Here is a 21313-nt window from a genome sequence, read left to right as displayed (position 1 = left end):
TAACATGATGAATAGCTTTAAAGATGTTTTTGAACAATACCAGTGGGATGAGGTAAAAGCTAGACTTGAAAAGGTAAGTATATCTGATGTTCAGAACAGTCTTCAGAAAAAGAATAAAACATTGGACGATTTTCTGATTCTGCTTTCTCCGGCTGCCTCACAGGAATTGGAACTCATGGCAAAGATGACTCGATCTCTTACCCAAAAACGCTTCGGAAAAACCATCCAGTTATATGCTCCATTGTACCTCAGCAATGAATGTCAGAACATTTGTACCTATTGCGGTTTCAGTTTGGATAATAATTTAAGGAGAAAAACCCTTACCGATTCGGAATTAATGATTGAAGCCTCCGTTTTGAAGTCAATGAGCGTTAATCATGTTTTGCTGGTGAGTGGAGAAGCCAATAAAATAGTGGGGGTTCCTTACTTTAAGAATGCTGTTCGTTTATTAAGACCTCTTTTTTCCAATATTTCCATTGAAGTTCAGCCTTTGGAAGAAGAAGAGTACAGACTTCTTCATGAAGAGGGAGTACATTCCGTATTGGTATATCAGGAAACCTATCATCAGGAAGTATATAAAGAATACCATCCAAAGGGTAAAAAATCAAACTTTCATTTTCGCCTGGATACTCCTGACAGAATTGGGAGAGCGGGAATTCATAAAATGGGCTTAGGTGTTTTGCTTGGATTGGAAGATTGGCGTGTGGATAGCTTTTTCAATGCTCTTCACATTGATTATCTCCAGAAGCAATACTGGAAAAGCAAGTTTTCGGTATCCTTTCCAAGACTTAGGCCGGCAGAAGGAATTATTGAACCTAATTTTATCATGGAAGATAAAGACTTACTGCAATTGATCTGTGCCTACAGAATTTGGAATGAAGATCTTGAAATATCAATATCTACAAGAGAAAATGAGGTATTTCGAAATCATATTGTATCACTTGGCGCTACAGCAATGAGTGCCGGTTCAAAAACCAATCCGGGTGGATACTCTGTGGATAAAGAATCTCTGGAACAATTTGAAACCAGTGATGAACGAAGCATGGAGGAGATTAGGAATATGATTAAAAAATCCGGCTATGATGCTGTAATGAAAGATTGGGATTCCGTTTACAGTGGATTTTAAACCTAAAGATTCAACGATAATATTCAAAATGCAAAGCGAAGATATTTTTAAAAGGTATAGCCGGCAGATTTTTATTGATGAAATAGGGCTGGAGGGACAAAGGAAAATAATGGCTTCAAAAGTTCTTGTTATAGGAGCAGGCGGATTGGGAAGTCCCGTGATTCAATATTTAGCAGCTGCGGGGGTTGGAACTTTAGGACTTGCTGACTTTGACCATGTAGAGCTTCATAACCTGAACCGTCAAACCATCCATAATGAGAATGGAGTGGGAATACTGAAGGTGAAAAGCGCAGAAACTTTTGTAAAAAACCTTAATCAACAAGTAAAAGTGATAGGTATTGAAGAGAAAATTAATCCAACTAACGCTTCAGAGATACTCTCTCAATATGATGTTATTGTAGATGGATCAGATAATTTTTCAACAAGATATCTAGTTAATGACACTTGTGTAACATTGCAAAAAACATTGGTCTACGGAAGTATTTTAGGATTTTCCGGACAAATGGCAGTCTTCAATCATCAAGGAAGCAAAAATTTGAGAGATCTTTTTCCTGAACCACCCTTGGATGAAGATGCTCCGGATTGTGATAGTTTGGGCGTTCTTGGGGCCTTACCGGGAATCATAGGAAGTATGATGGCACTTCAGGTCTTGAAAATAATCACAGATCTTCCTGTAACCTTAGACCAGATCACACTTGTTGATACCCTGAACTGGAGATTTCAAACCCTAGATTTTTAAGCATATATCATCAGTCATTAATCAAAATAAAAAATGAGGCCGTAAAATTATTACGGCCTCATTTTGGTTTATTTTATCATTTAAATCTATTGCCCTTGCTGCATTACGCCTCCATTATCTTCTTTCTTAGGTTGGTTTAAGATACTTGCATCTTCCTTGGCCAATTTATTCTTGGTAGGAATTTTATAATTGATCGAAATACCAAAGTTTCTTGAGTCATACTTGGTTCTAAGTAACACAGATTCACTGGCTGGCAGATTAGAATAAGCCTGCATCACCTGACTGTTGAAAATATCATTAGCAAATACAGAAACACTTAGACGCTTATCCATAAACTTTTTAGTCAATGTAATATTTAAAGAGTTATTAAATGGTTTGTCAGCGGTAAAATAGAAGTAACCTCCTTTTGCCGTTATATAACTGTAGTTTACATTCATGTTGATCCCTTTTGGAAGAATCAATTGAGTCATAAGGTTGAATATCCAGAAACCTTTATTGTTGAGGTTATCTATTTCATGCTTTTGATATCCCGCATACAGATACATGAAATTAATTTTATCAGGGTTGAAATTAAATTTCATCACCTCACTCAATGGCTTACTGAAAAGCATAAACGGAATAGGAAGTCCCACATTGAAGTTATGAATCTTCATGTTGGATATATTAACCTGCTGATTGTATAGATTATTTCCGTTTTTTCTAACAATCTGCGCAACCTGATTTGTTGCTGAACTTACGCTATAGCCGATAAATGCATAATCAAAAGCAGAAACCTTTAATTCATAATTGTCAAAAATAGTAGGCTGTAGGTTTGGGTTACCGGTTATTTGAGTATTGGGGCCACCAAATGTAGTGTTATTAGGGTTTAGAGCAGAAATACTAGGTAAGCTGATCTTTTTGTTATAATTAGCCGCTACATATACCTGATTCATCATGTTATACTGAATGCTGGCATTGGGAAAGAACTTAAATTTATTAAAAGGAAGCAAGTCAGCCTGAACCAATTTGTTATCCTTATCAAAATATCTTGTCACTCCGGAAATATCATAGTTTTCAAAACGTGACCCTAATGTGAAGTCAAATTTCTTCAGCTTAGCCTGAAACTCTAGATAAGTCGATGCAGTTTGTCTCTGATATTCAAGGTTTGTAAGTCCAAAACTCTCCGTATCATAATCCTGTCTTTCATACAATCCTCCAAGACTTACTTTTCCACCATCAAGAAGTTTTATCGGCTGAGAATAATCTACCTTAAGGTTTGCGATTCTCATATCCGATTTATTGTTGATGATGTTGCCTCTGAAATAATTAAAATCTTGATTATCACTCGTGAATTTTCCTTTTTGGTAAAAGTTGTCCTGCCCAAACTTACTGTTGGATTTTGTATAACCAAACTGGAAATCTAATTTTTGAGACTTATCAGAGAAACGTTTTTGATAAGTTACAACAGCTTCCTGTCTTACGTTGTTTGTATTTGCTGCATCATAAGCATCAAAAAGTCCCTCTTTGTATACATTAGGATTTGAGCTTACAAGAATATTAGCGATACCATTACTTAGAGTATAGTTATCATTATTGTTGTGGTAAATATCATAGTTCAATAATAACCTGTCTTGTCCAAGATCAAAGGTAGCACCTGCTTTTGCAAAATAACCTCGGGCAAATCTGTCTGAGTTGGCATCCAGTATTTTTTCCTGTTGAGAGTCCAGCATACTTTCGCGGTAGTTTTGGCCTACGTTAAGCTGCCATCCGAAAAGCTTATTTCTGGCATTCAGATTAATGGAATTAGTGGTTCTGCTTCTGAACTTCTCATAATTCGTGAATGTATAATTTCCAGAATAAGTAGCTGTTAAATATTTATTTGCATTTTTGTTGGTGATGATATTCATGATAGCACCCCCTGAAGTAGCAGGAAACTCAGCTCCCGGCTGGGTAATAACCTCAATTCTATCCACAGAGTTAGCGGGCATTCCTTCAAGAAAGGCATTTAGATCATTGGAAGTAATATTCAATGGTCTTCCGTTTAAGAAAACATCCAGAATCTTTCCCTGATACATCATTCCTGCAAGGTCAGTGGCTACCAGCCCGGGCAGTTTTTTCAATCCCTCCAGAACATTTCCATTATTCAGCTGAGGTTGTTCAGAAAAGTCGAAAATGGTACGGTCTGCCTTTTGTTCAACGGCTTTTTTAGTTTTGGTGATAACAACCCCTTCAATTTGTTTCTCATTGGTTGTATTATTGCTTTTTTCCTGTGAGAAAGCGCACACAGAGGTTATAAGCGATAAAGCGAATATAGTTTTTTTCATAATGTTTTTTACAACTATTCAGTTAGACGCACAAAATGAAAAATTGTTACGAAAGAATTTTCAAAAATTTCTTTTTTAGAAAATTTTTATTTACGAAAACTATTGTGCTCTATCTTTTTCCTCAAACTTAATTTTCTTTTTGCTGATACTCTTTTTACCAGCTCCAAAGCTGTATGTAGCACTTAGCCTGAAGCTTCTGCCGTCCCAGTAATTGTCAAAATGCTGGCTGTTGTCTTTGAAGTACATGTCGCCACGGTATCTCTGTGCAAAAATGTTAGTGACCGTTGCATTGATCTGTAATTTCTTGTCCATAAGGGAGATTTTTAATCCTGACGTCAGCTCCGGAAAGTCGTGAAAATAAGAGGTCACATTTCTGTAAGGAAGACTATGGTCATAGTTCACAAATAAAGCAAGAGTTTTATCTTTATTCAGACTAAAAGTATTATTAATAGAGTAGCTAAATGAGCTCCCCTTTCTGGGATTGGCCTCAATTCCAAATACGCTTGAATTCTGAAGAGATGCATTCATGGAAATGCTGGCTTCCCAAAACTTGAAAAAAGTATCAGTATAGGAAGCATTTACACCCCAGAAATCATTATTATAATAATTAAGATAAGTACTGATTTGTGATAGCCCGTCTACATTGGAAATCTGACCAAATGCATTTGTCATTTTCAAATAATATGCACTTACAGATAGCTTATTGTTAAAAGTATATCCGAGTTCCCAGTTGTTAATGTATGCCGGAGTAAGCAAAGGGTTTCCCGAAGAATAAGAATACGGGTTTGAATACCAACGGAACGGATTAAGATTGCTCATACTCGGACGGTTAATTCTTCTGGAATATGAAAAGCTGAAAACATTTTTATTTTCCTTATAAGAAATGTAAGCAGAAGGAAACCATTGCCCATAGCTATATTGGTTACCTGTGTTGGAAGAAGGCGTAAAACTTTCAGCATTTGTGTTTTCATAGCGAATACCGGCTTTGGTTTCCCAATGCTCTCCAAAAGACTTTGAAAAGCTCAAGTACCCGGCATAGTTTTCTTCTTTATAATGAAAAATATTCGCTCTTGAAAAGTTTGGTACATATTGTCCGGAACTCAGAGTAAGATATTGCAAGTCCGAAGTATTTTTAAACTGATTAAATTTTACTCCAGTTTCAATGGTTCCAAATGAAAACGGAAGCTCTAAATCTGCCTGCGCAGAAAAGATTTGTGGTGCAACTACAGAAAGGGTCTTAACGTCTTCTACAGATGAATTGGAGTACTTCAACGTAGAAAAATTAACCTCCGTGTCAGAATTATTTTTATAAAAATTTCCTGCAATGCTTAATTTTTTTCCCAGTGAATCTAATTTTACATCGTAATAAGCACTCAAAGTATGAGTAGGAAGTTTTTCCCGATGGAAAGTATGGGTGAGAAGGTTTTCCTCAATAGCATCAGAATCAATATTTTTCGTTGTGTTGACAATATCCATCCCTGATTTTTGATGCGCATAGATATATTCAAATCCGATTTGTGAATTTTTACTGATTTGATACGAAATATTCAGACTAGGAGTCAGTTCTTTCCACATATCTTTTCTTACCGAATTGCTGTAGTTCTTACTTGATCCTAAAATCGTATAATTTTCATCAGAACGCTTTGCAGAATCATAATACGTTAATTTCAGACTGCTGCTGAATCTTTCCGTTTGGTAATTTAACGAACCATTGGAACTGAATCCGGAATAGCTTCTTTGGATGAGATTAGAATTGATATTTCCGCTAAAACCCATATTTGGATTTTTTTTAAGTATAATATTGATGATACCACTATTTCCCTGGGCTTCATACTTTGAAGGAGGCGTTGTGATTACCTCTATTTTTGCGATATTTTCGGATCTGATGGATTTTAAGTAATTGAATAAGGCAGTCCCTGAAAGATTCAGCATTCTCCCATTTACCATTACACTTACGGTGCTTTTTCCGGTGATGGAGATTAAACCTTGATTTTCATTTACTTTCAGCAGGGGAACATTGGAAAGAGTTTCCGAAGCATCCATACCCTGTGATGCAATAGAAGCATCTACATTGAATATCAGGCGATCTGCTTTTCTTTCGATCAATTTTTTCTTCGCAAGAATATTGATTTGTTCAAGGCTTTGAATACTGTCTTTTTTGATCTGTGCTGATACAGCAGAAGAAAGAAAGCTTATGATAAAAAAGTATTTTAGTGTCATGGTTTATAATCTTGAGACAAAGATATTTTCAAACTTTCTGTACTGAAACGGCATCTAGATTTTAGAGGAAATTAATCCGCTCAAAAAAGATTCATCGGAAAAAATATAGGCTTTGTCGAAAATGTCTAGGAATTTGAAGACGTAGATTCTTACATTTGAATATGAAGCAAAAACAAATTCTTTTTCTGCACTTTTCTTATTGGTTGCTGGTTCTTATTAAAAATATATTTGGAATGATCACCTCTCAAAATATCAATATTGATATTTTGAATCTTACTATTTTTACAGCCAGTTTTCTGGGTTTCTATATTAATTATTTTTTTGTTGTTCCCCGATTTTTTAATCCTAAAAAACTCTATTTTACCATTATAGGTTTTTTTGTGGGTGTGTTTTTCTTTGCCTTATTCCGTTATTCTTTAGAAGAAGTGCTGCTTCCGAAGATGGCGGGATTTAGAAATTATGCGGAGGGTACCTCTTTTATCTATTATTTTTATGATAATGTGTATTACTCTAGCTTAACGATCTTTGTGAGCACCAGCTTGTGGCTTTTTACGTATTATTCCAAGCTGGAAAGAGAACGAACCAGGCTTATTGAAGAGAGAAAGCATGCTGAGCTTCAAGCCTTGAAAACTCAGATTAATCCCCATTTTATTTTTAATTCTTTAAATAACATTTATTCGCTTGTCTATCAAAACTCAGAAAAAGCTTTGCCGGCTATAGAAAAGCTGGGAGAGTTATTGAGATATACCACTAAGGATCTTGAAAAAGAGTTTATACTTCTTGATCAGGAGGTGGGGTATATTGAAAGTTTAATTGAGCTGGAAAAACTAAGAATCGGAAATCCTGAATTATTGATTGTAGACAAGAAGATCAGCCAATCCGGAGTTCTTATTTCACCTATGATTCTTGTTCCATTTGTAGAAAATGCTTTTAAGCATGGAGATTTCAGAGGAAAAGGCTTTGTTGTTTCTATCTCCGAAGTCAAAGGGAAGTTGGATTTTTATCTTCAGAATTTTAAAATTATTCGTGAAAAAGATAAGGTATCCGGTATAGGAATAGAGAATGTAAGAAAAAGGCTCGAAATTTTATATCCTAAAAAATATGAACTTCATATTAAGGAAACAGAGTCAGAATTTATTGTAGATTTAAGAATAGATTTGTCCGTATGAGAAAACTAAAATGCATTATTGTAGATGATGAACCACTGGCGATCTCTCTCATTGAAAATTATGTACAGAAAATTCCTTTTTTCGAGCTGGTTTTTTCTACTGAGAATCCTATTGTGGCCTTGGAGTTTCTACAGAATAACGAAGCGGATGTGATCTTTTTGGATATTCAAATGCCTGAGCTTACAGGAATTAATTTTATGAAGATCAACGGGGACAAACAAAAGTATGTTTTAACAACTGCCTATTCTGAATATGCAATGGACGGTTATGAGCATAATGTCATTGATTATCTTTTGAAGCCTATTTCTTTTGAGAGGTTTATGAAAACTGCATTAAAAGTCAAGGAACGATTTGTTTTTAATGATGAGGAAGATTCTCACTTCTTTGTAAAGTCATCAGGACAGCAGCATAGGATAAGTTTTAAAGACATTCTTTATATAGAAAGCATCAAAGATTATGTGAATATCCGAACCTCTGACGAAGAATATATCGTTCTGGATACTCTTAAATCAATGGAAAATCAACTTCCTGATAGCTTTGTAAGAATTCATAAATCTTTTATCATAAATCTGGAAAAAATCAAAAGTATAGGGGTTAAAAAGGTTATGTTACTTGAGAAGGAAATTCCAATAGGAGACAGCTACAGAGCAAACCTTTTGGATAAATTAAAATAGGAAATTAAAAATCCGGATTATTCATGAGATGGAAAATTTATTGATTTTATCACTCTAGCACACTTTGGTGAGAAAGCATATGGTTTGATTCAGGGGAAATAATAAAAAAAGACGACTTCACGTGAAGCCGTCTTTTTATTAATCGATCTAACAATTAATTTTATTTTTCTTGCTGCTTAATCAGATTCAATGCAGAACCAGCCTTAAACCACTCAATTTGTTGGTCGTTATAAGTATGATTTGCTATGATGATATCTTTAGTTCCGTCTTTATGAATGAACTCTAAAGTCAGTTGTTTTCCTGGAGCAAACTGATCAAGATCTAAGAAGTTAACAGTGTCATCTTCCAGAATTTTGTCATAATCAGCTTCATTAGCGAAAGTGATTCCCAACATACCTTGTTTTTTAAGGTTCGTTTCATGGATTCTTGCGAATGATTTTACCAATACAGCTTTCACACCAAGGTGTCTAGGTTCCATGGCGGCATGCTCTCTTGAAGAACCTTCACCATAGTTTTGGTCTCCTACCACAATGGTTGGAACTCCTGCAGCTTTGTAAGCTCTTTGTACTGCCGGAACTTCACCATATTCACCCGTTAATTCATTTTTAACGTGGTTGGTTTCCATGTTGTAAGCATTTACTGCCCCAATCAACATGTTGTTTGAAATATTATCAAGGTGACCTCTGTATTTCAGCCATGGGCCAGCCATAGAGATGTGGTCAGTAGTACATTTTCCGAAAGCTTTGATCAAAACTTTAGCGTTTTCAATGTTCTTGCCGTCCCAAGCAGGAAATTCTTCTAGCAACTGAAGTCTGTCTGAAGTAGGGCTTACGTTCACAACAACGCTTGATCCGTCCGCAGATGGAGCCTGGTATCCGTTATCATCTACTGCGAAACCTTTTGCAGGAAGTTCAAATCCTTTAGGTTCATCAAGTTTTATCTGCTCACCCGCTTCGTTGGTTAAAGTATCCGTAATCGGGTTGAAGTCTAATCTTCCTGAGATTGCAACAGCAGCCACCATTTCAGGAGAAGCTACAAATGCGTGAGTATTTGGGTTACCATCAGCTCTTTTTGCAAAGTTTCTGTTGAAAGAGTGAATGATAGAGTTTTTCTCTCCTTTTTCAGCTCCTTCTCTGTCCCATTGCCCGATACATGGTCCACATGCATTGGTAAAGATTCTTGCGTTTTCAAATTTTCTGAAAGAATCTAAGAAACCATCTCTTTCCGCTGTGAATTTTACTTGCTCAGAACCAGGGTTGATTCCCAAAATAGCCTTAGGTTTTACTCCTTTTGCTACTGCATCTTCAACAATGGAAGCAGCTCTTGATAAATCTTCATAAGAAGAGTTGGTACAAGAACCGATAAGTGCCCATTCAACTTCCAGCGGCCATCCGTTTGCTTCAGCTTTTGCTCTGAATTCAGCAACAGGAGTTGCTAAGTCTGGCGTGAAAGGTCCGTTTAAGTGAGGCGTCAGCTCAGAAAGGTTGATTTCGATTAATTGGTCGAAATATTGTTCTGGATTTGCATATACCTCAGCATCACCTGTTAAGTGTTCAGCAATTTTATCAGCGGCGTCCACTACATCCTGTCTTCCTGTAGCAGCCAAATATCTTCTCATTGAATCATCGTATCCGAAAGTAGAAGTGGTAGCTCCAATTTCAGCACCCATATTACAGATAGTACCTTTACCGGTTGCAGAAAGAGATTCTGCTCCTTCACCGAAGTATTCTACGATACATCCTGTACCTCCTTTTACGGTGAGGATTCCTGCTACTTTTAAGATGACATCTTTTGCAGAAGTCCATCCGTTCATCTTTCCGGTTAATTTTACTCCGATAAGCTTAGGCATTTTAAGCTCCCAAGCCATTCCTGCCATTACATCTACTGCATCTGCACCTCCTACACCAATAGCAACCATTCCTAGTCCTCCGGCATTTACAGTGTGAGAGTCAGTACCAATCATCATACCTCCCGGGAAAGCATAGTTTTCTAATACAACCTGGTGAATAATACCGGCACCTGGTTTCCAGAAGCCAATTCCGTACTTATCACAAACAGAGCTCAAGAAATTGAATACCTCGGAGTTTTTGTTAATACCTTCTTGTAAATCTTTGTCAGCACCTACTTTCGCCTGGATCAGGTGATCCGCGTGAGCGGTTGACGGAACAGCTACTTTAGCTTTTCCTGCCTGCATAAATTGTAAAAGTGCCATCTGCGCAGTTGCATCCTGCATGGCTACTCTGTCTGGTGCAAAGTCTACATAAGAGTTTCCTCTTTCATGTGCTTTTGTAGCATTTCCTTCCCAAAGGTGGGTGTAAAGAATTTTTTCTGAAAGGGTAAGAGGTTTTCCCACGATTTGTCTTGCTGCAGCAATTCTTTCAGGGTAACGCTCGTACACTTTTTTGATCATATCAATATCAAAAGTCATATCTTAATTTAGTTTTGTTCTTTTTCCGTTAATGCTTCTTTCTTTGATTATAGAGAAAGAAAAATCATTTTTTATACATCAAAAAACGTTCCTATAATCCATAAATAGGGCTGATTTTGAGTATAAACCAAGAGATTTTATAACTTTCAATTTAAGAAAAAATAGATTCTATTTTCTAGATTTTGTCGAAAAAAAAATGTATTTATCTTAAAATGGAAACGTTCTAAACAAAAAATTGAAAGATTTTAAATCCTAAAGGACCAAAATCTTTCAATTATATTAAGTTTCAATAGTCTTTCGACTTATCTGTTCATTGTATTAGTGAGCGCTTGTACTTGTCAATTCTTTAATTGAAGGGACAAACGTTGTAAGGTCAATACCTTCCACTGCTGCTTTGTATTCGTCAATATTAGGAATACGTCCGATAATTGCAGAAAGAACAACAACCGGTGTAGAAGCTAATAAAGATTCTCCTTTTTTACGTTCAGAGTCTTCAACAACTCTTCCCTGGAAAAGACGTGTTGATGTTGCTAATACAGTGTCTCCCTTAGCTGCTTTTTCCTGGTTACCCATACAAAGGTTACATCCAGGACGCTCTAGGTACATTACATTTTCGTATTCTGTACGAGCTTCACCTTTTGGAGAATTGTCATTAAATTCGAATCCTGAATATTTTTCTAATAATTCCCAGTCTCCTTCTGCTTTTAGCTCATCAATAATGTTATAAGTAGGTGCAGCCACTACAAGAGGGGCGTTAAATTCTACTTTACCTTGTTGTTTTTCAAGGTTTCTAAGCATTTGAGAAACAATTTTTAAATCTCCTTTGTGAACCATACAAGATCCAACAAAACCAAGATCTACTTTTTTCTCTCCTCCATAATAAGAAAGATCTCTAATGGTATCGTGAGTATATCTCTTAGAAACATCATCATTGTTTACATCCGGGTCAGCAATCATTGGTTCAACAATTACGTCAAGATCAACTACTACTTCTGCATAATATTTAGCATTAGCATCAGGTGTTAAAGCTGGTTTTTCACCAGATCTGATTTCCGCAATTCTCTTATCTGCTTTGTCGATTAATCCTTGAAGAACCTTATTATGGTTATCCATCCCTTTATCAATCATAATCTGGATTCTGCCTTTTGCAATTTCCAATGATTCAATTAGGGTATTGTCTTCAGAAATGTTGATAGAAGCTTTTGCTTTCATCTCTGCCGTCCAGTCTGTAAATGTAAACGCTTGGTCAGCAGGAAGTGTTCCGATGTGAACCTCAATGATTCTACCCTGGAATACGTTTTCACCTCCAAATTGCTTAAGCATTTGAGCTTGCGTTGCATGCACTACATCACGGAAATCCATGTGCTCTTTCATGTTTCCTTTGAAAGTAACTTTTACAGATTCCGGAATAGGCATAGATGCTTCACCGGTAGCTAATGCAAGAGCAACAGTTCCTGAGTCAGCTCCAAAAGCAACACCTTTAGACATTCTGGTGTGAGAGTCACCTCCAATGATGATTGCCCACTCGTCTACAGTAATATCGTTAAGAACCTTGTGAATAACGTCGGTCATAGAGTGGTATTCTCCTTTAGGGTCACGGGCAGTGATCAAACCGAAGTCATTCATGAATTTCATCAGCTTTGGAATATTTGCCTGAGCTTTTTTGTCCCATACTGAAGCAGTGTGACATCCTGATTGGTAAGCACCGTCCACTATTGGAGAAATTACAGTAGCGGCCATTGATTCAAGTTCCTGAGAAGTCATAAGACCTGTTGTATCCTGTGAACCAACAATATTTACCTGTACACGAACGTCTGAACCTGCGTGAAGTACTTTTCCTGGAGTTGATCCCACTGCATTTCTGTTAAAGATCTTTTCTACAGCTGTAAGACCTTGGCCTTCATGAGAAATTTCTTTTGACGGAGCAAAAACAATTGGAGCTTCAACTCCTAAAAGCTGAGCAGCAAATGTTTGTAACTTTTTACCAAATACGATAGCGTAAGATCCACCAGCCTTAATGAATTCCATTTTCTGAGGCGTAAATGCCTTAGAAATGTCAATCAGCTCCTGGTCTCCATTATATAATTTTTTTGTTTTTGTATTGATAGTAAGAACTGTTCCTGTAGCTACTGAATAAGCTTGTTCAAGAATAGGTTCCCCATTTTCATTACGAACAGGGTTTCCATCTGCATCCATTTTTTTAACCCAGTTTTTAAGGTCGATACCGATACCTCCGGTAACATCTACTGTGGTAAGGAAGATTGGAGAAATACCATTGGTTCCTCCAACAATTGGAGCAAAGTTTACAAATGGTACATATGGGCTTGCCTGCTTACCTGTCCAAAGAGCTACGTTGTTTACCCCGGACATTCTGGATGAACCTACACCCATTGTTCCTTTTTCAGCAATAAGCATCACGCTTGCATCAGGATGTTGAGCTTGTAAAGCTTTAATTTCTTCCTGTGCCTGAGGAGTAATCATACACTTACCATGAAGTTCACGGTCAGATCTGGAGTGAGCCTGGTTACCCGGAGAAAGTAAATCCGTTGAGATATCTCCTTCACCTGCAATAAATGTAACTACTTTAATTTCCTCAGCTACTTCCGGAAGTTTAGTGAAGAATTCAGCCTGTGCATAGCTTTCCAGTATTTCTTTTGCAATTTCATTACCGCTGTTGAATGCCTCCTTTAAACGGTTGGTATCCGCTTCATAAAGGTAGACTTGCGTCTTAAGGACTTTAGCCGCTTCTTTTGCAATAGCTGCATCATTACCTAAAGCAAGGTCTAACAATACTTCAATTGACGGACCTCCTTTCATGTGAGATAACAATTCAAAGGCGTAAGCTGGCGATATTTCTTCTACTACGGATTCACCTAGAATGATCTCTTTTAAAAATTTGGCTTTTACCCCCGCTGCACTTGTTGTTCCTGGTAAGGTGTTGTAAATAAAAAATTTAAGAGAGTCCGTTCGATCTGCATTACCTGAATCTTTAATTTGCGCAATAATTTCGCTTAGTAATTCAGCACCATCAATTGGCTTTGGATGAAGCCCTTGGTCTTTTCTTTCTTCAATCTCTTTGATGTAATCCTTATAAATATTCATAATAGAAGTCTTTCTCTTTTAAAAGGAGATTAATAAAAATGACTGTTCAGTCATCACCTTTCTTTTACCGGTTTGTATACAATAAATAATAACATTTTGAGCCTCCGCATTTTGGTGCGAAATAGGAACCGGATAAAGTCAGTATAATCTACGTCTTTCTTTTAAGATTTTAAAATTATTAAACAATTCAAAATGTTCCCCAAAATTACGAATTTTTAATATTTTAAGAGAATGAAATTATTTAGATTCTTTATAAATATGAATTTTATAATATCTATTTTGGTTGTATTTTTGCAAGCAAATGATGAATATGAAAAATATACTGAGTGTTTTATTCGTTTTAATTTCGATTTCCACTTTTTCGCAGACCAAATCTGTGAAGAAAATTGGGACTAAGAATACCTTGAAGACCCCTGTAAAAAAGGGGCATTTGGTATCTAAGCCCAATCCGGATCTGGTGGTTATCAATAAAGACCTTCCTGTTCTTATTCCTAAGAAGAAAGGAGATAAGTTTGGCTACATCAATCAAAACGGAAAATTCATCATTCAGCCAGAATATCATATTGCCGTTTTTTTTTATGAAGATTGTAACCTTTTAAATTCCCCTAACGAAAAAATTAGAAAATACGGAGCAAAAGAGTACGCAACTGTAGAAAAGGATATGATTTCCTATCGTGTTGATCAATCCGGAAAGCGGGTTTATCAATTTAAAGATTCAGATCTTGGTAAATGTAAGTTTGAGGAATACAAGCATCAATTGTTTCAGGCTTATATCCTGAACGGATTCTATGGGATTATTGAAAAGTCAAAATTTGTGAATGCAGCCGATTATCGACAATATCAGATTTATCCTCAGTATCAATATCTTTACATCATGGAGGGAGATGATGTAGCCGATCCCATGATTGTAGCCTCCAATAATGATAAATTTGGAGTAATTGATGTCAATAACAAAATCATTGTTCCGTTCGAATATTCCAACATAAAAAGAAACTTCAGCTGGAAGCTTGGGAAGATGTTTGAAGTAACAAAAGACGGTAAAAACTACTATTACATTGATGCGAATAACAAAACCTACTAAAAATGAATCCCGAATAGTGAATAATTGTTAGAGATATCTTCACATAACGTCACGTTCAGATATCCTGCATCTGCAAAGCTATATCCCTAAATTCAATCTTATCTCATATATTTTTTGTAATTTCGCGGCTGAAATAAAGGGGTGCTTTAACAGGCTGAGATTATACCCAATGAACCTGGAACAGGTAATGCTGTTTAGGGACGTAGACTCTACTAAAGGTCTATAACTGTATAATATCTTATCGATCCCCTTTTATTCATTAAATGTTAAAGATTTATAGAATGAAAGGATTATTTTTTTTAGGGCTTACTGTAGGCTCTGTAGCCTTTATTCAGGCTCAACAAAAGGACTCCCTGAAAATCAGGGAAATTGAAGCGGTTAATTTTACCAAGAGACTTCCTGTTGCTAAGGAGATTATCAATGTTCAGAAAGATTTAGACGGAAAAAATTTGGGACAGGATCTTCCTATTCTTTTAAAAAATCAAACTTCCATTATTTCCACTTCAGATGCGGGAAATGGGGTAGGGTATACTGGTTTTAGAATTCGTGGGGTATCAGGATCGGCAATTAATGTAATGATGAATGGTGTTCCTTATAATGATTCTGAGAGTCAGGGGACATTTTTCGTTAATGTTCCGGATTTAACAAGTTCTGCATCACAGATTGTTATTCAAAGAGGGGTAGGAACTTCCAATAACGGAGTTTCTGCGTTTGGAGCAAGTATCAATGTGATTTCAAGAGAACCGGAAGAAAAATTCTACTTCAAAACAGATGATAGCTATGGTTCTTTTAATACCTATAAATATTCAGCAGAAGTAGGTTCCGGGAAATTCTGGAAGAATCGTCTTTCTGTGATGGGAAGGTATACCCGTATTCACTCTGATGGATATATAGACAGAGCCTCATCAGATTTGCATTCTTACAACTTCACAGCTTTGTTTGAGGAGGGAAAAACGAAATTGCGGTTAATGGCTTTTGGAGGAAAAGAAAAAACCTATCAGGCCTGGAACGGAATCACGAGAGAAATGTGGGAAACAAATCCGAAATTCAACAATTCTGGTTCAATCAAGGATGCTAATGGAAATGTGACAGGTTTCTATGATAACGAAACAGATAACTACAGACAAAACCATTACCAGTTGCTTTGGGAACAAAAATTTGATGATCGCTGGAATTTAGAAACCACTGTTCATTATACCAAAGGAAAAGGATATTACGAAAACTACAAGCAGAGAAGTTCTTTCTCAAAATATAATCTGCCTGATATTATTGAGAACGGGCAAACCATTAAAAAATCAGATTTTATCAGAAAAAAATGGCTGAATAATGATTTTTACGGTGTGGTTTCAACACTTTACGGGAAGTTTGAGAACCTTGACCTGAACTTTGGAGCAGTGGCCAACCAATACTATGGAAGACATTACGGAAATGTTACCGGAGTATTTTATCCGCAGATTGATGAAAGTGAATATTACAGAAATCGTTCTGTAAAGAATGAAGTTTCCGGTTTTGCTAAGGCTTTATTCAGAATGGAAAATTTTGAATTCTTCGGAGATTTACAGCTTAGAAGTATCAACTATAATACAAAGATCTTAATGGCAGGAGATGGAGAAGGTGCTGATCTTGATAAAAGCTGGCTGTTCTTTAATCCAAAGGCTGGGGTAAATTATAAAATCAATGGCGGAAAGATATTTTTATCCTATGCCCATGCCCATAGAGAGCCAAACAGAGATGATATCATGGCCAACAATGATGTAAAGCCCGAAAAGCTGCATGATTTTGAGGCCGGTCTGGAAAAACAGTTTGGTTTTTTATCCTTAACCGCGAATGTCTATTATATGTACTATGTTAATCAATTGGTTTTGAATGGTCAGCTTAATAATGTTGGGGCATTTATCAGAACCAATTCAGGGAAGAGCTACAGAAGAGGAGTTGAAGTAGGAGCATTGGCAAAACTATCAAAACAATGGGAAGTTTCAGGAAATCTAACGTTAAGCCAGAACAGAAATCAGGATTTTAATATAGAAGTTGGGGCTGCTCCGGTAAGCTTGGGAAATACTCAGATTTCATTTTCTCCAAATATGATTGCTAATTTGGGAGTGAAATTTAATCCCAATAAAAATTTCCAGTTTGCTTTAATGAACCAATATGTTGGAAAACAGTATATAGATAATACGGAAGATAAAAACTTAGAGCTCAAAGATTATTTCCTTACAGACTTTAATGCGCAGTACCAGTTTACTATTGGTAAGAATGATATTGCGTTAAAATTGTTGGTGAATAACCTGTTCAATAAAAAATATGTGAACAACGGTTCTATTAATGATGAAGGGAATCCTTTATACTTTGCACAGGCGGGAACCAACTTTATGTTCGGAATAAGCTGGAAAATTCAGTAAGCTAAGGAAAAGAATTGCAAGAAAGTAGAAAACAACATCATGGGTACCCTTGCAAATTTGCCTTTTATGATTTTAGCTTTTTACTCTTTTCATAATAATGGCTAAGCTTAAAAAAAGAACTTTAAATAATTGTATTCATGTTTTTGTACGGAATACTCAAAAGACTGTCTCGGCAGTCTTTTTTTATATCAGTTAAATATCTTCAAAAGTCATGAAAAAGTTATAAATTTGCCACCAAATGAATATTTCAGCATACATTTTAGAATACTTAAAACAATTTGGAACTGCCACGGTTCCAGGCTTTGGTGTGTTTTCTCTGAAAAATTCTAAGGCAATTATCAATTCTGAAAACGGAAGTATTTTACCTCCGGCCAGCCAGATTGAATTTACGATTGACTATGAAGTACAGGCTGAAGATCTTACCGCTTTTATAGCCCGAGAAAAACAAATGTCTTTGGACGCTTCCAGAAGTGATCTTAAAATACAGACGGATTTCTGGAAGAAAAAGCTTCAGGCAGAACAGGTTCTTGAAATTCAGAATCTGGGAACAATCTTCATAGAAGAGGGACATACCCATTTCAAGGGAAAAAGAGTAGAAGCCGGACATCCGGATTTTTATGGATTGGAAGAAATCAGATTCTCCGATATCAATAATGGAGAAAAAGTAAATGCTTCTGAAAACCGTGAAAAGGATTATAAATTTAAAAAAACGATCCTTTGGATTTTCCTTTTAATTATTCCGGTCCTGGGTATTTTATACTTTGCATTTACCCAGCAGGAACTTCTTTTTGGAAAAAAATCTTTCAATAAGGTTTCCGTACAGACTTCTACACACAGAATTGTAAAAGATACGGTGAAGATGGTGGCACATACACCGGAAGCTCCGGTTTCCGATTCATTGAAAAAAGATTCATTGGCAAAACCTGTCGGAAAAGGAACAAAAACAGTTCCGACAGCTCCAAAAAACACTAAGAATAAATGGCAAAAATAAAAAAAGCGTCAGAATCCCTGACCATCATGACTAATATCGTTCTTCCGAACGAAACCAACTCTTTAAGAAACCTTTTTGGAGGTGAGCTTTTAGCAAAAATGGACCGTTGTGCATCTATTTCTGCGGCAAGACATTGCGAAAGAAGAGTTGTAACAGCATCTGTAAACCACGTTTCTTTCAATCACCCAATTCCTGAAGGAGGAGTGGTGGTTCTGGAATCTAAGGTTTCTAGAGCATTCTCTACTTCTATGGAAGTATATGTGGATGTGTGGTCAGACGATCCTATTAATCAGAAAAAAATTCACACTAATTCTGGGATCTATACTTTCGTTGCGGTAGATGAATTCAACCGTCCGATTCCAATTCCTGATATGGTTCCGGAAACAGAAGAGGAAAAAGAAAGATATGCGGCTGCATTCCGTAGAAAAGAACTTTCATTAATCCTTTCCGGAAGAATGAAACCTTTGGAATCTGTGGAGCTTAAGAAGTTATTCCAGGAGCCACAAGAGCCGAAGAAAGACAAAAAATAAAATAAATATTTTATAAGAAAGAATGCTTTTAAACTTTGCTGAGTGCTAACGCCTTTGCGAGCTTAGAAGCATTTGTATTTTCCATACTCTAGCGAAATGAGGGTTTAAATAAATATCCTATCATTCAGAAATAACACTTACCTATTTCTTAATTTCTAAATTTTATATTAAGATGAAAATTCTCCTTTTAGATAAAAACCATCCCCTTATTACGGAACAGCTTTTAGCACAAAACTTTATATTGGAAGAAGACTTTACGTCCTCTTATGATGAGGTTTGTCAGAAAATTGAAAATTATGACGGGATTATTATTAGAAGTAGAATTCCTTTGGATAAAAATTTTCTAGAACAAGGAAAAAATTTGAAGTTTATTGCCAGAGTAGGAGCGGGAATGGAAAATATTGATATTCCGGCTGCAGAAGCACTGGGGATTCAACTTATCAATTCTCCGGAGGGTAATAGAGACTCAGTAGCAGAACATGTTGTTGGGATGCTTTTAGTGATTATGAATCGTCTGTTTATTGCTTCTCAGGAAGTGAAAAATGGGATCTGGAAACGTGAAGAGAACAGAGGTGATGAATTGCTAGGGAAAACTGTAGGGTTGATAGGATACGGAAATATGGGGAAAGCCACGGCTAAAAGACTTTCAGGTTTTGGATGCAAGGTGATTTTCCATGATATTCTTCCTGATCTTTCTGACGAATTTGCTACACAGGTTACATTAGATGAACTAAAGCAATCTGCAGAGGTTCTGAGCTTACATATTCCGCTGACTTCAGAAACGCATTATCTTATTGATAAAAAATTCATTTCTGAAATGAAAAACGACTTCTATTTTGTGAATACAGCCAGAGGAAAAAATGTAGAAACTAAAAGTTTAGTAGAAGCAATGAAGATGGGTAAGGTAAAAAGTGCTTGTTTGGATGTTCTGGAATATGAAAAGTCTTCCTTTGAAAATCTTGAAATAGAAAATGAAGATTTAAAATATCTGCTGGAATCTGAGAAAGCAATCGTAACACCACATATTGCAGGTTGGACGCATCAGAGCAAAGAAAAGCTAGCCCAGTTTATTGTAGATAAAATTGTAGCTTCACACGGCTAGGTTAAGAATACTAATGAGGCTGAGAAATGAAAATAATGGGTAAGATTTACTTTTTCTCAGCTTTATATCTCTACTTTCTCTTTTCATTGTTTCGCTATTTATGTTAAATAATTCATAATGTCGCTCTCATATTTACTATTTACTTTCGAGTTTTATTAAATTGCCGCTCATTTTTGAATCTCATGAAGACGCGTAACTTAGTACTTATTGTAACTGTTTTTTTATCCCTTTTTTCCTGTAAAAATAAATCTGAATCCAAAGAGGCTTCTGCTGAAAACACGACCAATCTTCCCAATTATGGGAATGTAGATCTGGGTAATGTTTTTACTAAAGCAGATGGCCAGCTTTCTGATAAAGAATCATTAACCGGATATATAGATCAATACTATAAAAAAATATGGGATGGAGGCGACTTAAGCGGAGGGATCTTGGTGGCAAAAGGAGATGAAATTCTGTATGAAAATTACAGAGGTTTCGGAAGAGAAGGCCATCAAATGCCAATTGATAAGAATACCCCTTTGCATGTAGCTTCTGTGTCGAAAACCTTAACAGCTATGGCCATGATGAAATTGGTAGAAGCCGGAAAAATCAAACTTTCTGATCATCTTACTCAATTCTTTCCAGGGTTTCCTTATCCTAACGTTACAGTTCAGACTTTATTGGATCAGCGAAGTGGCCTTCCAAAATATGAATATTTCATCACGAAAATACAGCCTGCTCCGGCAGAGCTTTCCAAGCCATTCATAACCAATCAGGATGTATTGAATATGATCATCAAATATAAACCGGATTTGGCAAGAGATACCGATACCGGATTTATGTACTGTAATACTAATTTTGCCTTATTGGCTTTATTGGTTGAAAAGGTAACAAAGACTCCTTTTCCACAGGCGATGAAGGAAATGATTTTTACTCCTTTAAAAATGAATAACACTTACATTTTTCAGGAAAAAGATATTCCAACGGCTTCACAATCTTTCTATTATGGGGCAAATAAACTATATCCTTTAGATAGACTCGATCTTATCTACGGAGATAAAAACGTTTATACTACACCAAGAGATTTATATAACTTCTCAAAGGCTATGTTTTCTAAGGATTTCCTAAAACCTGAGTTGATGCAGATGGTCTTTACACCATACAGCAATGAAAAAGCAGGAATGAACAATTATGGTCTGGGCTTTAGAATGAAAATATTTGACAACGGTGAAAAGCTTACCTATCATAATGGATGGTGGCATGGAACCAATTCTGTATTTGCTCATCTTTTAAAATCTAAGGTTACCATTGTAGCCATTGGAAATAAGTATTCAAATAAAGTATATACAGCACTTGCTCTATCCGGATTATTTGAAAATTTCCCTTTACAGCAGGAGAAACTTCAAACTGTAATGAGCGGTAGTAAAGATACTTTGAATAGCGGACACGAAGTTTTTGGAGAATAATGTT

Annotated in this window: 14 protein-coding genes; 10 read left to right on the top strand and 4 right to left on the bottom strand. The window is 36.2% G+C overall.

Annotated elements, in window-relative coordinates; translation table 11 throughout:
* Positions 1 to 7 precede the first annotated feature (7 nt).
* Entirely contained in the window at positions 8 to 1126 is a 1119-nt protein-coding gene (gene thiH, locus C7D53_RS19055; protein WP_106918104.1) for a 2-iminoacetate synthase ThiH, read from the top strand.
* A 28-nt stretch (positions 1127 to 1154) separates the two neighbouring features.
* Positions 1155 to 1865, top strand: a complete 711-nt coding sequence (locus C7D53_RS19050; RefSeq protein WP_106917991.1) for a HesA/MoeB/ThiF family protein — start codon at positions 1155 to 1157, stop codon at positions 1863 to 1865.
* Between the two features lie 86 nt (positions 1866 to 1951).
* On the opposite strand, the gene C7D53_RS19045 is transcribed toward C7D53_RS19050, so the two are convergent.
* Positions 1952 to 4168 (bottom strand): TonB-dependent receptor domain-containing protein, encoded by a 2217-nt coding sequence (locus tag C7D53_RS19045; RefSeq protein ID WP_106917990.1) that lies wholly within the window; start codon positions 4166 to 4168, stop codon positions 1952 to 1954.
* Between the two features lie 99 nt (positions 4169 to 4267).
* A complete protein-coding gene (locus C7D53_RS19040; RefSeq protein WP_106917989.1) occupies positions 4268 to 6388 on the bottom strand; it encodes an outer membrane beta-barrel family protein in 2121 nt (706 codons plus the stop codon).
* Positions 6389 to 6549: 161 nt separating this feature from the next.
* On the opposite strand from C7D53_RS19040, the gene C7D53_RS19035 reads away from it, so the two are divergent.
* Both C7D53_RS19035 and C7D53_RS19030 read left to right on the top strand, forming a co-directional pair.
* Positions 6550 to 7557 carry a sensor histidine kinase gene (locus tag C7D53_RS19035; protein WP_106917988.1) on the top strand — a complete coding sequence of 336 codons (1008 nt, stop codon included), beginning with the start codon at positions 6550 to 6552 and terminating at the stop codon, positions 7555 to 7557.
* Positions 7554 to 8231, top strand: coding sequence for a LytR/AlgR family response regulator transcription factor (locus C7D53_RS19030; protein ID WP_106917987.1), 678 nt, complete (start codon positions 7554 to 7556; stop codon positions 8229 to 8231). The genes C7D53_RS19035 and C7D53_RS19030 overlap by 4 nt, the downstream gene beginning before the upstream one ends.
* Before the next feature lie 160 nt (positions 8232 to 8391).
* Here the strand turns inward: C7D53_RS19030 and C7D53_RS19025 are convergent, their stop codons facing one another.
* Both C7D53_RS19025 and C7D53_RS19020 read right to left on the bottom strand, forming a co-directional pair.
* The gene (locus C7D53_RS19025; protein WP_106917986.1) at positions 8392 to 10659 is read right to left on the bottom strand and encodes an aconitate hydratase; all 2268 of its coding nucleotides are present in this window, start codon (positions 10657 to 10659) and stop codon (positions 8392 to 8394) included.
* Between the two features lie 318 nt (positions 10660 to 10977).
* On the bottom strand, positions 10978 to 13761 hold the full coding sequence (locus C7D53_RS19020; RefSeq protein ID WP_106917985.1) for a bifunctional aconitate hydratase 2/2-methylisocitrate dehydratase: 2784 nt from the start codon (positions 13759 to 13761) through the stop codon (positions 10978 to 10980).
* 310 nt (positions 13762 to 14071) lie between these two features.
* Here C7D53_RS19020 and C7D53_RS19015 point away from each other — a divergent pair, with 310 nt between their 5' ends.
* The 6 genes from C7D53_RS19015 to C7D53_RS18990 all read left to right on the top strand — a co-directional run bounded on the left by C7D53_RS19015 (position 14072) and on the right by C7D53_RS18990 (position 21309).
* On the top strand, positions 14072 to 14842 hold the full coding sequence (locus C7D53_RS19015; RefSeq protein WP_228422442.1) for a WG repeat-containing protein: 771 nt from the start codon (positions 14072 to 14074) through the stop codon (positions 14840 to 14842).
* Positions 14843 to 15123: 281 nt separating this feature from the next.
* Positions 15124 to 17241 (top strand): TonB-dependent receptor, encoded by a 2118-nt coding sequence (locus C7D53_RS19010; protein ID WP_106917983.1) that lies wholly within the window; start codon positions 15124 to 15126, stop codon positions 17239 to 17241.
* Positions 17242 to 17479: 238 nt separating this feature from the next.
* Positions 17480 to 18232 carry a hypothetical protein gene (locus C7D53_RS19005; RefSeq protein ID WP_106917982.1) on the top strand — a complete coding sequence of 251 codons (753 nt, stop codon included), beginning with the start codon at positions 17480 to 17482 and terminating at the stop codon, positions 18230 to 18232.
* Positions 18220 to 18762, top strand: coding sequence for an acyl-CoA thioesterase (locus tag C7D53_RS19000; RefSeq protein WP_106917981.1), 543 nt, complete (start codon positions 18220 to 18222; stop codon positions 18760 to 18762). The genes C7D53_RS19005 and C7D53_RS19000 overlap by 13 nt, the downstream gene beginning before the upstream one ends.
* A 172-nt stretch (positions 18763 to 18934) precedes the next feature.
* Complete coding sequence (locus C7D53_RS18995) at positions 18935 to 19864, top strand: 2-hydroxyacid dehydrogenase (RefSeq protein ID WP_106917980.1); 930 nt, start codon at positions 18935 to 18937, stop codon at positions 19862 to 19864.
* A 182-nt stretch (positions 19865 to 20046) separates the two neighbouring features.
* The gene (locus tag C7D53_RS18990; RefSeq protein ID WP_106917979.1) at positions 20047 to 21309 is read left to right on the top strand and encodes a serine hydrolase domain-containing protein; all 1263 of its coding nucleotides are present in this window, start codon (positions 20047 to 20049) and stop codon (positions 21307 to 21309) included.
* The last annotated feature ends 4 nt before the right edge of the window (positions 21310 to 21313 follow it).

Source organism: Chryseobacterium aurantiacum, assembly GCF_003020585.1.
In the GTDB taxonomy this organism is placed as follows: domain Bacteria; phylum Bacteroidota; class Bacteroidia; order Flavobacteriales; family Weeksellaceae; genus Chryseobacterium; species Chryseobacterium aurantiacum.
The sequence above is the reverse complement of the archived record's forward strand: the minus strand, read 5'-3'. Positions and strand labels throughout refer to the sequence as shown.

Excerpts from the sequence above, each read along its gene's own strand:
- thiH (WP_106918104.1), top strand. The coding sequence starts at position 8 with ATGAATAGCTTTAAAGATGTTTTTGAACAATACCAGTGGGATGAGGTA.
- C7D53_RS19050 (WP_106917991.1), top strand. The coding sequence starts at position 1,155 with ATGCAAAGCGAAGATATTTTTAAAAGGTATAGCCGGCAGATTTTTATT.
- C7D53_RS19045 (WP_106917990.1), bottom strand. The coding sequence starts at position 4,168 with ATGAAAAAAACTATATTCGCTTTATCGCTTATAACCTCTGTGTGCGCT.
- C7D53_RS19040 (WP_106917989.1), bottom strand. The coding sequence starts at position 6,388 with ATGACACTAAAATACTTTTTTATCATAAGCTTTCTTTCTTCTGCTGTA.
- C7D53_RS19035 (WP_106917988.1), top strand. The coding sequence starts at position 6,550 with ATGAAGCAAAAACAAATTCTTTTTCTGCACTTTTCTTATTGGTTGCTG.
- C7D53_RS19030 (WP_106917987.1), top strand. The coding sequence starts at position 7,554 with ATGAGAAAACTAAAATGCATTATTGTAGATGATGAACCACTGGCGATC.
- C7D53_RS19025 (WP_106917986.1), bottom strand. The coding sequence starts at position 10,659 with ATGACTTTTGATATTGATATGATCAAAAAAGTGTACGAGCGTTACCCT.
- C7D53_RS19020 (WP_106917985.1), bottom strand. The coding sequence starts at position 13,761 with ATGAATATTTATAAGGATTACATCAAAGAGATTGAAGAAAGAAAAGAC.
- C7D53_RS19015 (WP_228422442.1), top strand. The coding sequence starts at position 14,072 with ATGAAAAATATACTGAGTGTTTTATTCGTTTTAATTTCGATTTCCACT.
- C7D53_RS19010 (WP_106917983.1), top strand. The coding sequence starts at position 15,124 with ATGAAAGGATTATTTTTTTTAGGGCTTACTGTAGGCTCTGTAGCCTTT.
- C7D53_RS19005 (WP_106917982.1), top strand. The coding sequence starts at position 17,480 with ATGAATATTTCAGCATACATTTTAGAATACTTAAAACAATTTGGAACT.
- C7D53_RS19000 (WP_106917981.1), top strand. The coding sequence starts at position 18,220 with ATGGCAAAAATAAAAAAAGCGTCAGAATCCCTGACCATCATGACTAAT.
- C7D53_RS18995 (WP_106917980.1), top strand. The coding sequence starts at position 18,935 with ATGAAAATTCTCCTTTTAGATAAAAACCATCCCCTTATTACGGAACAG.
- C7D53_RS18990 (WP_106917979.1), top strand. The coding sequence starts at position 20,047 with ATGAAGACGCGTAACTTAGTACTTATTGTAACTGTTTTTTTATCCCTT.